11 protein-coding genes are annotated in these 13,442 nt (G+C 39.1%); 10 read left to right on the forward strand and 1 reads right to left on the reverse strand.

Annotated elements, in window-relative coordinates; translation table 11 throughout:
* Nucleotides 1-177: 177 nt before the first annotated feature.
* Nucleotides 178-1,719 (reverse strand): hypothetical protein, encoded by a 1,542-nt coding sequence (locus C406_RS0118360; RefSeq protein ID WP_017382120.1) that lies wholly within the window; start codon nucleotides 1,717-1,719, stop codon nucleotides 178-180.
* A 396-nt stretch (nucleotides 1,720-2,115) separates the two neighbouring features.
* Between C406_RS0118360 and rpoE the strand changes: the two genes are divergently transcribed.
* The 10 genes from rpoE (at nucleotide 2,116) to C406_RS0118410 (ending at nucleotide 13,159) form a co-directional block, all read left to right on the forward strand.
* The gene (gene rpoE, locus C406_RS0118365; RefSeq protein ID WP_017382121.1) at nucleotides 2,116-2,652 is read left to right on the forward strand and encodes a DNA-directed RNA polymerase subunit delta; all 537 of its coding nucleotides are present in this window, start codon (nucleotides 2,116-2,118) and stop codon (nucleotides 2,650-2,652) included.
* 208 nt (nucleotides 2,653-2,860) lie between these two features.
* The gene (locus C406_RS0118370; protein ID WP_017382122.1) at nucleotides 2,861-4,456 is read left to right on the forward strand and encodes a CTP synthase; all 1,596 of its coding nucleotides are present in this window, start codon (nucleotides 2,861-2,863) and stop codon (nucleotides 4,454-4,456) included.
* Between the two features lie 1,234 nt (nucleotides 4,457-5,690).
* Nucleotides 5,691-6,050 (forward strand): response regulator, encoded by a 360-nt coding sequence (locus C406_RS0118375; protein ID WP_017382123.1) that lies wholly within the window; start codon nucleotides 5,691-5,693, stop codon nucleotides 6,048-6,050.
* Between the two features lie 154 nt (nucleotides 6,051-6,204).
* The gene (locus C406_RS0118380) at nucleotides 6,205-7,062 is read left to right on the forward strand and encodes a class II fructose-bisphosphate aldolase (protein ID WP_017382124.1); all 858 of its coding nucleotides are present in this window, start codon (nucleotides 6,205-6,207) and stop codon (nucleotides 7,060-7,062) included.
* A 90-nt stretch (nucleotides 7,063-7,152) separates the two neighbouring features.
* Entirely contained in the window at nucleotides 7,153-7,803 is a 651-nt protein-coding gene (gene fsa, locus C406_RS0118385; protein WP_017382125.1) for a fructose-6-phosphate aldolase, read from the forward strand.
* Nucleotides 7,804-7,834: 31 nt separating this feature from the next.
* The gene (locus C406_RS0118390; RefSeq protein WP_026045751.1) at nucleotides 7,835-9,121 is read left to right on the forward strand and encodes a UDP-N-acetylglucosamine 1-carboxyvinyltransferase; all 1,287 of its coding nucleotides are present in this window, start codon (nucleotides 7,835-7,837) and stop codon (nucleotides 9,119-9,121) included.
* A 91-nt stretch (nucleotides 9,122-9,212) separates the two neighbouring features.
* The gene (gene glpX / locus C406_RS0118395; RefSeq protein ID WP_017382127.1) at nucleotides 9,213-10,181 is read left to right on the forward strand and encodes a class II fructose-bisphosphatase; all 969 of its coding nucleotides are present in this window, start codon (nucleotides 9,213-9,215) and stop codon (nucleotides 10,179-10,181) included.
* A gap of 118 nt (nucleotides 10,182-10,299) precedes the next feature.
* Nucleotides 10,300-11,583 carry a transcription termination factor Rho gene (gene rho, locus C406_RS0118400; protein ID WP_017382128.1) on the forward strand — a complete coding sequence of 428 codons (1,284 nt, stop codon included), beginning with the start codon at nucleotides 10,300-10,302 and terminating at the stop codon, nucleotides 11,581-11,583.
* Nucleotides 11,584-11,768: 185 nt separating this feature from the next.
* A complete protein-coding gene (rpmE, locus tag C406_RS0118405; protein WP_017382129.1) occupies nucleotides 11,769-11,984 on the forward strand; it encodes a 50S ribosomal protein L31 in 216 nt (71 codons plus the stop codon).
* 560 nt (nucleotides 11,985-12,544) lie between these two features.
* A complete protein-coding gene (locus C406_RS0118410; protein WP_017382130.1) occupies nucleotides 12,545-13,159 on the forward strand; it encodes a thymidine kinase in 615 nt (204 codons plus the stop codon).
* Nucleotides 13,160-13,442: the final 283 nt, after the last annotated feature.

A 13,442-nucleotide genomic window follows, 5' to 3' on the forward strand; every position in this document is an offset into this window, starting at 1 on the left:
CCCGCCGCAAGATTGCCATAAAGATAGAAGAAATGCGATGTGACAACGTCACATCGCATTTCTATTTATTCCCTAGGTTATGATGCAGCAGATTTGCCACACCAAACGAACTGAAACCCTGATAATAAAGTGGTCCAGTGAATGAATCACTTTCAACTGGAAGGCCATTCTTGATAACTATATAAAATACGGGCCGAGTAAGAAGAACAAAATCATTAAATTCATCGCCGTTGCATATAAAATCATTAAATGGCTATTGTCTTCAGTAATCTTTGTGCGTGATAAAACAACTGGCAAGATACATCCAATCGCTGAAACAAATACCACCACCCAAACATGCCATACTTCTGTTAAATAAGGAGCTCTGGAGACCATTGATTCCGAGTTGAAAATCTTCGAAAATAACCATAGTTGTAAAAGTAATAAAGCGCCCACCTGGATAAGATAGGTTTTGATAAATACATTTTTTTGATACCATTTCCTCATTAATGCAAGTGAACCATAACTAATGAAAAATGCTGGAATTATCCATGTAAACGACAGTAAGACTAGCAAAAGTCCATTAAATAACAATGTGATGAATGTATAGAGTGCATCTTTGGTGTCGCCATTTAGCCCTTTTGCACTTAACGCACGGTATTCTCTAGATGAAGAAGAAAACATCAGCTCTTGTTGCTTACCATTTGTTTTGAAGTAAGCTACTGTATTATCATTAATCATATGTGGACGTATGAAATAATTTCCTGTTTTCGTAACAGCTGAAGCTTCTATCATCGTGTCATCATAGTCTCCAACGAAAACTTGATTCACTTTTGTTCCTGTTGAATCGAACATCGATGCTGAAAAAGTTATATATGTTCCTGATATTCCAGTAAAGACACTAGGAAAGCGAATATCACTTAACTCACTTCCTGATTCCTTATCAATAAAAGCGAGAGTGGAAAAGGAGGGAGATTCTGGAGAAACCGTGTTAAAAAATCCAGTACGAACTGATTTTTTACGATTGCCCCCGGAAATGATTTCAGACTCTATTAACATACCGACTCGCTCATCTTGCAGTGAAACCAAATTAAATGAATGAATAATTTCACTTGGATTAGTAGTAAATTGGAACAGTTGCTGTAAATCATTTGTTACTTCGTACACAGTATATAGATACGATGACACATCATACGAAATTACATAAATATGATCATTCACAATATGTGTCGCATATACAGGCTGTTCAACGTTAAGGGTGACAGCTTCCTTACCATCTTGCTCAACTATTAGTTTTTGATTGGTTTGCCAATATACTAAGGTGTCATCGGATTTTGCGAAATTTTCTACATTTTTAGCAATGATCACATTATTACCGGTCGAAGGGGACGTGCTCGAACGAATGAGAGAGTCTCCATCAATAAAATATGTCGTATCCCCGTCACTCCAAATTGATTTACGTGTATTCAAATCTCCGAATGACCAAATATGTACACATTCAAAAGTTTTCGTGCAATCTAAATTATGCAGTTGGTCAAACGTTTTCAAACTGATGGCATAACCATTCTCAGTAGGTAAACTTTGAAAATCTACATAGTCATCAAAACGTCCATCTGTTTGAATGGAACGACTCCACTCCGGTGAAGGTGGTGTTTTTTGTTCATTGAGAGTAACCCAATATTGGAAACCGATTAATACAATAAAAAACGTAAGTGTAAATAGTTTTAATTTTTTAGTCATCAATTTTATCCTTTTCTATAGGGAGAATTTTCTTTAATTATTACATACATTACCAATTAGAGAAATGCTAAGTAAAAAAAATTCAGAATCAAGATTGATATTGACGACCTTCTTCGCATATTTAGGTATAATAGAACAAGAGAAATGGGGAGGCTGATGTCACGCATGAAAAATGTTATACATATTATCGTGATTTTGACATGCCTTATCGCAACATTTTTCTTGTATAATAAACAATTGGGATCTATTCCATTAATATTACTATCGATTTACTTGTTTTATTTTGCCCTTCTTAAGCTAAGTGAAGGAAAAAACAATAAATCAAGGTAGCATAATTGAATGAGGTTTGTATATAATGGGTACTATGCCAACGTATGTAGAAAGGACGTGCACGATTTGAAATTTCGTGAAATGACAAAAGAACAACTATGTGAAGAATCGTTTATCGATTTAGGACATGCAATATTAGAAGAAAAACATGAGTCTTTAACATTACAAGAATTGCTAGATGAAATTAAAAAACTAAACAAATTTACTGAAGTGAAAATGAAAGAGCGTAAACTACAGTATTATACAGATATGAACATTGACGGGCGCTTCCTTGCAATTTCGGAAAACCGTTGGGGCTTACGCGAGTGGTACCCAGTGGAACAAATTGAAGAAGAAACAGCACCGACTGTTAAAGTCCGCAAGAAGAAAACAAAAGCATCTAAAGATGACGATGATTTCGATGATTCAGATGATAATGAAATCGCGTTTGAAGAAGACTTCGATGAATTCGTTGAAGATGGCGAAGAGGAAGACTTTGATTTAGATGACGACGAAGATGATGAAGATGTGGATGATGCAAAAGATATTCTCAATACGGACGCCGATTTTGAAATCGAAGACGAAGACGAGGATGACGAAGAAGACGAAGAGGACGAAAATTAATAGGTCTTGACTTATTTAGTCATTCCGATTACTCTTTTACTTGGGCTCCCTAAAAAGGGAGATTAAACGCATATATAATGCGCTCCCCTGCAAACACTGCAGGAGGAGCGCTTTTTTATTTGAAAAGCCCGAAACTGGGCATATTAGCTTGAAATAGAATCCCTATAAAAACACATAGTTTCAAATTTATCTTTAGGAGGAGTTAGTTTTGACAAAATATATTTTCGTGACCGGTGGAGTTGTTTCTTCACTAGGTAAAGGTATTACAGCGGCATCACTCGGTCGTTTGCTTAAAAATCGTGGTCTAAACGTAGCGATTCAAAAATTCGATCCTTACATCAATTTAGACCCAGGGACGATGAGCCCATATCAACATGGGGAAGTATACGTAACTGATGACGGTGCAGAGGCAGACTTAGATCTTGGTCACTATGAGCGCTTTATTGACATCAATGTCAACAAATTCTCCAATGTAACAACAGGTAAAGTCTACTCAGCTGTTTTGAAAAAAGAACGTCGTGGAGACTACCTTGGTGGAACAGTTCAAGTAATTCCACATATTACAAATGAGATTAAGGAACGTTTAGTACGGTCTGCAAAAGAAACAAATGCAGATGTAGTCATTACTGAAATTGGGGGAACAGTTGGTGACATCGAGTCCCTGCCATTCCTAGAAGCAATTCGCCAAATGAAAGGCGACTTCGGTGCACAAAATGTCATGTACATTCACTGTACGTTAATCCCTTATCTCCGTGCGGCTAAAGAAATGAAAACAAAACCAACTCAACATAGTGTTAAAGAGCTACGTAGTTTAGGAATTCAACCAAACATTATCGTTGTTCGTACTGAATTTCCAGTGCCACAAGATATGAAAGATAAGATTGCTTTGTTCTGTGACATTAAAGCAAGCGAAGTAATCGAAGCGCGTGACGCGGAATCATTATATGAAGTACCGTTAATGCTTTTAGAGCAAAATACGGACCAAATCGTCTTAGATCACTTAGGCATTGAAGCCCCACAAGCAGACATGACGGAGTGGACAGCTTTAGTAGACCGTGTGAAAAACTTATCGAAAAAAGTACGTATTGGCTTAGTCGGAAAATACGTTGAATTACAAGATGCGTATCTTTCAGTTGTTGAAGCAATGAAACATGCAGGGTTTGCATTTGATACAGACGTTGAAGTGAAATGGATCAATGCTGAACACATCAATGAAGACAATGTAGCAGAATGGTTAAGCGATGTAGATGGCGTTATCATTCCAGGTGGCTTCGGTGATCGCGGCGTTGAAGGTAAAATTGCAGCAACTGCTTATGCCCGTGTGAACAACTTGCCATACTTCGGCATTTGTTTAGGGATGCAACTTGCAACGGTTGAATTTGCACGTAATATTTTACAATTAAAAGATGCACATTCATCTGAATTAAACCCACAAACACCATATGCAATCATCGACTTATTACCTGAACAAAAAGACGTAGAAGACTTAGGTGGTACACTGCGTTTAGGACTTCAACCATGTAAATTAGTGCATGGTACAAAAGCGTTTGAAGCATATGGCCAAGAGTTGGTTTACGAACGTCACCGTCACCGTTATGAATTTAATAACGAATACCGTGAGCAATTTGAAGAAGCTGGTTTTATTTTCTCTGGGACAAGTCCAGATGGCCGATTAATCGAAGTAATCGAAATTCCAGATCACCCATTCTTCGTCGCATCTCAGTTCCACCCAGAATTCATATCTCGTCCACAACGTCCACACCCACTATTCCGCCAATTCATAAAAGCGGCAATAGGGGAATAATAAATAAAAAAATCCCACTCCTTCGTAATTTGAAAAGGAGCGGGATTTTTCGGTTCTTTGTCAAATGACGTTGATGAAGATTTTAGTCGGCTATAATGTATCCCGTTGCTTTCCGCTCCAGCGCACTTTCATGTTTCGAAGCTAGCAAAGCGATGCAAATCACTACCATGTTTCGAAGCTAGCAAAGCGATGCAGAAACAGAAACAGAAACAGATGGACGCTTTCCGTGGGCACGGCTTCAGCCTTCTCGTCGCGAAAAATACGCTCCTGTGGTGTCTTCAGCTCGCGCTTATCCCGCTGGAAAGATATTGGACGAACTGTCATTCGTCCAATATCTTTGCGACGAGTAACCGCAGGAGCACATGTTTTCTCGCCATCTTGCACTCCAAGCAACTAAAATAAGAATGTAATTGCCTGATCCAGTGGCTTAAAAGTAGAATTATGCTGTTTTCTATGAACGGAAGATGTTTTCTTTAAGCTTGTTCTCATATATCTTGAAATTAAAGGTGAAACAGATCTAGTTAGACCAGTCTCTAATGCTTTAAAATCCGTACCAAACATAGCTTTTATAAGTTCTTGATAGAGCCTATAATTCGCTTTTAATACTTGATCATACGCTAACGATTCTTCTTCAATACTTGTCGCTAAGCGTTGGCCGAATCATGGGTAGTATCACCGCACCCTCCGCAATGTGTAGGGTTGTCTGTCAATTTTCCAAGGACATATGTACATACTTTCCCTTTAAAAGTCCCTTCTTTTATGAAGTTTTCTTTAAAAGTAACGGTAGGGATCTATCTGAACTTATGTTTCCTATATTCTCTTAGCTGATTGGAGTGAAGAGCGGCGACTCCGGTGGGATTAGCGTGACAGGTGAGACCCCAAAGGAGCACGCTTTTTGCGACGAGGAGGCTCACCGCACGCCCCACGGAACGCGTCCGCTCGGAACGGAAATCAGCGTGTATCAGGCTTTTTTAGTTTCATAGATATTAATAAAAAAATTTCACCAACGTCATATTTTGTACAACCGATTTTTGTGCTTCTCAGGTTTTCGATTAGAAAAGAAAGCATCGTTTCACGTTAAAGAATCAAGAAATATAGACTTTATTGTAGAATGTATGTTCTAATCTCATTAAAAATTAAAAGAAGTATTAAAAATAATTATTTTATGCAGGAATATGGAAAACATTGTAGAATGAGTACAGTAATACTATTAGTAAAAAAGGGGTAAGTTTTCATGAAACAGTTACTGATTGTGGATGATCAACAAGGAATTCGATTGCTTTTAAACGAAGTCTTTAAACGAGAAGGATACACTACATTTCTTGCTGCAAATGGAATTGAAGCATTAGATATTGCTGAGAGAGTTAAGCCGGATGGTGTTCTCTTAGATATGAAGATTCCTGGGATGGATGGAATAGAAATTTTAAAAAGAATAAAAACGCGCACTCCAGACGTGCCAGTATTAATGATGACAGCATACGGAGAACTGGATTTAATAAAAGAGGCAATGGATTTGGGTGCTTCTCACTATTTCACAAAGCCATTTGACATTTATGAATTACGTGATGCTGTAAATGAAATGTTAAGAGATTGAAAAACGCAGGCAGTGGCAAACGCTGCCTGTTTTTGGTATGATTTAAGAGAAATGCGCAAAGCGCCTTTCAAGCTCGACGACTAAAGCAATTAAAAAAGAAAGTACGCGTGACATTTAAAACAAACTAGTAGACGATAAATTGGAGGGCTTCTTAATGGGCTTAGTATCAATGAAAGAAATGATGATTAAAGGAAAAAAAGAAGGCTATGCAATCGGACAATTTAACATAAATAACTTAGAGTTCACACAAGCTATTTTACAAGCAGCTGAAGAAGAAAAGTCTCCAGTAATATTAGGAGTTTCTGAAGGAGCAGCAAGATATATGGGCGGTTTCATTACCGTTGTTCATATGGTAAAAGGTTTAATGATCGACTACAAAATAACTGTACCAGTGGCTATTCACTTAGATCATGGTTCAAGTTTCGACAAATGTAAAGAAGCAATTGATGCTGGCTTCACATCCGTGATGATTGATGCTTCACATCATCCATTAGAAGAAAATATTGAAATCACTTCTCAAGTTGTTGAATATGCACATTCACATGGTGTCTCTGTTGAAGCGGAACTTGGAACAGTTGGTGGTCAAGAAGATGACATTATTGCAGATGGCGTTATTTATGCAAATCCACAAGATTGTGCTGAACTAGTTTCTCGCACAGATATTGACTGTTTAGCACCAGCATTAGGATCGGTTCATGGTCCTTACAAAGGTGAACCAAATATAGGCTTTGCTGAAATGGAAGAAATCTCGAAATTATCCGATTTGCCACTTGTATTGCATGGTGGAACTGGAATTCCAGTAAATGATATTCAACGTTCAATTTCTTTAGGAACATCGAAAATTAATGTGAATACAGAAAATCAAATTGTGGCGACAAAAGCGATTCGTGATTTACTAAATAGTGATCCGGATGTCTATGATCCACGTAAATACTTAATTCCTGCTCGTAATGCAATTAAAAATACTGTACAAGGGAAAATGCGTGATTTCGGAAGTTCTGGAAAAGCGTAATTTCAAAATAATACACGAAAATGTTTGGAGAAGAGTCCATTTTAGAATAATGCGCCCTTCTCCTCTTTTTCCATATGGAGGAAAGTAATAATGAAATTTTTTATCGATACAGCAAACTTTGAAGAAATAAAAGAAGCACATGCATGGGGCATTGTATCTGGTGTAACCACTAATCCATCGCTTGTGGCAAAAGAAAATATTTCTTTCCATGATCGCTTACGTGAAATCACTGCTCTTGTTGAAGGTTCAGTAAGTGCAGAAGTTATTGCATTAGACGTAGATGGAATGATTAAAGAAGGTCGTGAACTAGCTGAGATTGCGCCAAATATCACAGTGAAATTACCGATGACACCAGATGGTTTAGCAGCATGTTCTGTATTTTCAAAAGAAGGCATTAAAACAAATATCACATTAATTTTCAGTGCAAATCAAGCACTCTTAGCAGCACGTGCTGGTGCAACATATGTTTCACCATTCGTTGGTCGTTTAGATGACATTGGTCATAACGGAATGGATTTAGTTAGTACAATCGCTGAAATTTTTGAAATACACAATATTGATACAGAAATAATTGCCGCATCAATTCGTCACCCACAACATGTGACTGACGCAGCGCTTCAAGGTGCACATATTGGCACTATGCCAATTAACGTAATGAAACAAATGTTTAAACATCCTTTAACGGATAAAGGAATTGATGCATTTTTGGCGGATTGGAATAGCCGAAAAAGTGCAGAATAAGCTAACTCTTGAAATGAATGAAGGTGTAAAAATGGACGTTTTTAAAATTAATGGTCAACAAAGATTACAAGGAACAATTAAAGTAAGTGGTGCAAAAAACAGTGCGGTAGCATTAATTCCAGCATCTATTTTAGCAAACTCTCCTGTCACGATTGAAGGTTTACCGGAAATATCGGATGTTGGAACTCTTAAAGAATTGCTTGAAGAACTTGGTGGGGAAGCAAGGTTTGATGCTGGGACCATGTATATCGACCCAACTAATATGCAAGACATGCCATTACCAAATGGCAACGTAAAAAAATTACGTGCCTCATATTATTTAATGGGTGCAATGCTTGGCCGTTTCAACAAAGCGGTAATAGGCTTGCCAGGCGGCTGTTTCTTAGGACCACGCCCAATTGATCAGCATATCAAAGGCTTTGAAGCTCTTGGCGCAAAAGTAACCAACGAACATGGTGCCATTTATTTGCGTGCGGATGAATTACGTGGAGCGAAAATTTATTTAGATGTAGTAAGTGTTGGCGCAACAATTAACATTATGCTTGCAGCTGTAAAGGCAAAGGGTCAAACGACGATTGAGAATGCAGCAAAAGAACCAGAAATCATTGACGTTGCAACGTTATTAAACAACATGGGTGCAAGAATTAAAGGTGCCGGAACGAACGTTATTCGTATAGATGGCGTTGAGGAATTACACGGGACGAACCATACCATTATCCCCGATCGAATTGAAGCAGGTACATTTATGATTATGGCAGCGGTAGCTGGTGACGGTATTACGATTGATAATGTCATCCCATTCCATGTCGAAGCATTAACTGCGAAACTTAGAGAAATGGGCGTCAAAGTTGAAGAAGGCGAAGAAAGTATTTTTATCCCGAAATCAGAGAACTTGCAGGCAGTGGATGTTAAAACACTCGTGTATCCTGGTTTTCCAACGGATTTACAACAACCCTTCTCAGTTCTGATGTCACAGGCAACGGGCTCCTCTGTTATAACTGACACGATTTATTCAGCACGCTTCAAACATATTGATGAGTTGAAACGTATGAATGCAAGTGCTCGTGTCGAGGGACGTACTGCCATTATTTCAGGTCCAACAAAATTAGAATCTGCTTCAGTTTATGCATCTGATTTACGAGCAGGGGCAGCTCTTGTTTTAGCTGGCCTAATTGCTGAAGGCGAGACGGAAATTCGCGACATTTACCATATCGAACGTGGCTACAGCTCAATAATTGATAAATTACGTGGGCTAGGTGCAGATATTCGTCGTGAAACATTAGAAGACGCAAAACCTGTATTTAAAGAAAAAATCTAAATTAAAAATTCTTCCACTTGTCTCCTATGATATAATGACAGGTGGAAGAATTACATAAATAATTGACCGTATAACGGGAGGCACACTTTAAATGGAACGCAGTTTATCAATGGAGTTAGTACGTGTTACGGAGGCCGCAGCAATCGCTTCGGCACGTTGGATGGGCCGTGGCTTGAAAATTGAAGCGGATGATGCAGCAACTACAGCTATGCGTGACGTTTTTAATTCAATCCCTATGCAAGGCGTCGTCGTAATTGGCGAAGGCGAAATGGACGAAGCACCAATGCTATATATTGGCGAAGAACTAGGACTTGGCTTGGGTGGTCCAGCTGTTGATATAGCAGTAGATCCATTAGAAGGAACAAATATCGTCGCATCAGGTGGCTGGAATGCATTAGCAGTTCTTGCAATTGCAGACCGAGGCAACTTACTTCATGCGCCAGATATGTACATGGAAAAATTGGCAGTAGGTCCTGAATCAAGAGGTAAAGTCGATATTAACGCTTCTGTAACGGATAACTTATTAGCGGTTGCTCGTGCAAAAAATAAAGACATCGAAGACGTTGTGGCAACTCTAATAAACCGTCCACGTCATCAAAAACTTATTGATGAAATTCGCAAATCAGGTGCTCGTATTAAATTGATTGATGACGGCGACGTAGCAGGAGCAATCAACACAGCATTTGATGAAACAGGCGTAGATATTTTATTCGGACTTGGCGGCGCTCCTGAAGGCGTTATAGCTGCAGTAGGATTAAAATGTTTAGGTGGCGAAATTCAAGGTAGACTAGTTCCTCAAAACGAACAAGAATTACAACGTTGTATTCGTATGGGACTTGACGTAAATCGTGTACTTCGAATGGAAGACCTTGTAAAAGGTGATGACGCAATCTTTGCAGCAACTGGTGTAACAGATGGTGAGCTAATGCGTGGTGTTCAGTTTAAGGGAGCCTATGCAGAATCTCATTCATTAGTCATGCGTGCTAAATCAGGTACAGTCCGTTTCATAGAGGGACGACACAGCTTGAAGAAAAAACCTCATCATATGATGGAAGTCTAACTTCAATAATTTGTGCCTGACCACATCTTGGTCAGGCATCTTCTACTAAAACCAATTCTTGCAAAACCATCCAACCTGAGTAGACACAACAAAATATGTAAAAGAGTGGTGCCATTTCATGTCAATTTTAAAGATTGCTGACCTAGAAAGTATGACGTTAAAAGAACTGTATGCGCTTGCGCGGGAGTTGAAAATCTCTTACTACAGTAAACTTACGAAAAAAGAACTAATTTTTTCGATTTTAAAAACACGAGCCGAACAAGAAGGCTTTTTCTTCATGGAAGGTGTCTTAGAGATCATTCAGTCTGAAGGCTTTGGTTTCTTGCGCCCCATCAACTATTCTCCAAGTTCAGAAGATATCTATATTTCTGCATCCCAAATTCGACGTTTTGACTTACGCAACGGAGATAAAGTAACAGGAAAAGTCCGTCCGCCCAAAGAAAATGAGCGCTATTACGGTTTATTACAGGTGGAATTAGTGAACGGGGAGGATCCGGATTCAGCGAAAGATCGAGTTCATTTCCCAGCGTTAACTCCGCTATATCCAGACCGTCATATTAAACTAGAAACTGATTCAAGTAAACTTTCGACACGTATCATGGATCTAGTTGCGCCCGTAGGTTTTGGTCAACGTGGATTAATAGTAGCACCGCCAAAAGCGGGGAAAACGATGATTCTTAAAGAAATTGCAAATTCGATTTCCACAAATTATCCTGATGCTGAACTGATTGTGTTACTGATTGATGAAAGACCAGAAGAAGTAACAGATATCGAGCGTTCAGTTAAGGCAGACGTTGTGAGCTCTACATTTGATGAAGTGCCTGAAAATCATGTCAAAGTAGCTGAATTAGTTCTTGATCGTGCGATGCGTTTAGTAGAACATAAACGTGATGTTATTATATTAATGGACTCAATTACACGTCTTGCTCGTGCTTATAACTTAGTAATACCACCAAGTGGCCGTACATTATCAGGTGGTATTGACCCAGCAGCATTCCATCGTCCTAAACGCTTCTTCGGTGCAGCTCGTAATATTGAAGAAGGCGGAAGTTTAACGATTTTAGCAACTGCTTTAGTAGAAACGGGATCACGTATGGATGAAGTTATTTACGAAGAGTTCAAAGGAACAGGTAACTTAGAACTTCACCTTGACCGCAATTTAGCAGAACGCCGAATTTTCCCAGCACTAGACATTCGTCGCTCAGGAACACGAAAAGAAGAATTACTAATTCCTGCTGACCAACTTGAAAAACTTTGGGCAATCCGTAAAACGTTCTCAGATTCAAACGATTTCGGTGAGCGTTTCTTGAAGAAACTAAGTCAATCTAAAACGAATGAAGAATTTTTTGAACAATTAAATACGGAAATGAAAGAAAAAAGAGGCGGTAAAGGCTTACTGTAAAAAAGTGTAGTTCATTCAGTAGTTTTGAACGGAGTACTTGATTTCTTTAAGTATATTTGCTATAATTTAAATCGGTAGAATTATCATACTCTGTAACATATACGACTGAAATAAACGGGTCGTGTAAGGTAACAGTCAAATAAACAACTCTGTTCCAGATGGTTCAGGGCGAGAGGAGATTTAAGATGAAAACAGGAATTCATCCCCAACACAAAGTAGCTACAGTATCATGTTCATGTGGTAACTCATTTGTAACAGGTTCAGTAAAAGAAGACATTAAAGTTGAGTTTTGCTCAGAATGTCATCCATTCTATACTGGCAAACAGAAATTCGCGCAAGCGGATGGACGTGTTGACCGTTTCAACAAAAAATATGGTCTTAAAGAAGATATTCAAGAGTAATGATCAAATAGTCGCTTAGAGCTCCGGCTCTAAGCGACTATTTTTTTGTTGTGAGTGTGTCTAGCTGTCTACTATTCATTTTGGGAATTCCGCGAGAGTTGGGCGATTCAAACAAATTATATAGGAAGTGAACAACTTTAACAGGAGCGCAGCGAAAAAAGGAACAAATAATCCCTTTTAATGGGTGAAGCCGATTAAACCTAATGTGAAGCCGAATAAATGGTCCGCGAAGCCGATTAAAATGACTGCGAAGCGGAATAAAACCACTCTCTAGCCGAATAAACCAACCACCTAACACAATCTTTGCAAATAGCTTTTTGTTTAGGCTATGATGCTAACTAGTTTGCCATCCAAAGTGACCAGAAAACCATATTCGATGCATCTGTTCACTACCTCAGTCAACTCTTTAAGACGTGACTTGCCGACTCCATCAATCTAACAAGTGAATATTTAGTTTCACAAATCCGCCATAGCACATGTTCTAACAAAAAAAAAGACGGGAAATCAATCTCTATTTTGGGTATGATAGTGCATAGAGAGTTTTGAAAGGAGTGACTTCCATGTATGTGATGTCACAATCTGGCTGGGTTGAAGTCATTTGCGGAAGCATGTTTTCCGGAAAATCAGAAGAATTAATTCGTCGAGTGCGACGCGCACAATTTGCGAAACAAAAAATTGCCGTGTTCAAACCACAAATAGATAATCGATATAGTGAAGAAGAAGTAGTAAGTCACAATGGTGCAAAAGTGATTGCGAGACCAGTCGAGAGCTCAAAAGATATTTGGGCCTATATTTCGGATGAATATGATGTTATTGCAATTGACGAAGCACAATTTTTTGATGAAGGCATTGTTGATGTTGTTCAACGTCTTGCAGATCATGGATTCCGCGTAATTGTTGCAGGGCTTGATCAAGATTTCCGAGGCGAACCATTTGGACCCATGCCGACATTAATGACTATTGCTGAACAAGTCATGAAATTACAGGCCGTATGCCAAGTGTGTGGGTCGCCAGCAAGTCGTACGCAACGTCTTATCAACGGACAACCAGCAGGCTACGAAGATCCAATTATTTTAATTGGTGCAACTGAAGCTTACGAACCGCGTTGTCGTCACCACCACGAAGTACCGGCGGGTGTTACACATCAAACTTCATTAGTGTACGACAAAGAGTAGCCATTGCTACTCTTTGTCTTTTTAAATGGCTCTGTTCAACGATGTTGTTAAGTAAGGGAGCAGATTCATGCCTTATTACTAAATCACCTAAGCTTGGGCCCACAGGACGTTGCAAAAGCTCTTGACTCTGTATTTTGCGACGAGTAATCGCAGAAGCAACACGAAGTTGCGTATTTAGCCAAACCTACTACACTATAACTTGAAGAATAAGAAGCCTGATACACGCTGATTTCCGTTCCGAGCGGACGCGTTCCGTGGGGCGTGCGGTGAGCCTCCTCGTCGC

The sequence above is a fragment of the Paenisporosarcina sp. TG-14 genome (assembly GCF_000297555.1).
In the GTDB taxonomy this organism is placed as follows: Bacteria; Bacillota; Bacilli; order Bacillales_A; family Planococcaceae; genus Paenisporosarcina; species Paenisporosarcina antarctica.

Bases quoted from the DNA above. Each gene is read 5' to 3' on its own strand.
- C406_RS0118375 (WP_017382123.1), top strand. From the start codon at position 5,691: ATGAAACAGTTACTGATTGTGGATGATCAACAAGGAATTCGATTGCTT.
- rpmE (WP_017382129.1), top strand. From the start codon at position 11,769: ATGAAAACAGGAATTCATCCCCAACACAAAGTAGCTACAGTATCATGT.
- C406_RS0118410 (WP_017382130.1), top strand. From the start codon at position 12,545: ATGTATGTGATGTCACAATCTGGCTGGGTTGAAGTCATTTGCGGAAGC.
- rho (WP_017382128.1), top strand. From the start codon at position 10,300: ATGTCAATTTTAAAGATTGCTGACCTAGAAAGTATGACGTTAAAAGAA.
- C406_RS0118390 (WP_026045751.1), top strand. From the start codon at position 7,835: ATGGACGTTTTTAAAATTAATGGTCAACAAAGATTACAAGGAACAATT.
- C406_RS0118360 (WP_017382120.1), bottom strand. From the start codon at position 1,719: ATGACTAAAAAATTAAAACTATTTACACTTACGTTTTTTATTGTATTA.
- fsa (WP_017382125.1), top strand. From the start codon at position 7,153: ATGAAATTTTTTATCGATACAGCAAACTTTGAAGAAATAAAAGAAGCA.
- C406_RS0118380 (WP_017382124.1), top strand. From the start codon at position 6,205: ATGGGCTTAGTATCAATGAAAGAAATGATGATTAAAGGAAAAAAAGAA.
- glpX (WP_017382127.1), top strand. From the start codon at position 9,213: ATGGAACGCAGTTTATCAATGGAGTTAGTACGTGTTACGGAGGCCGCA.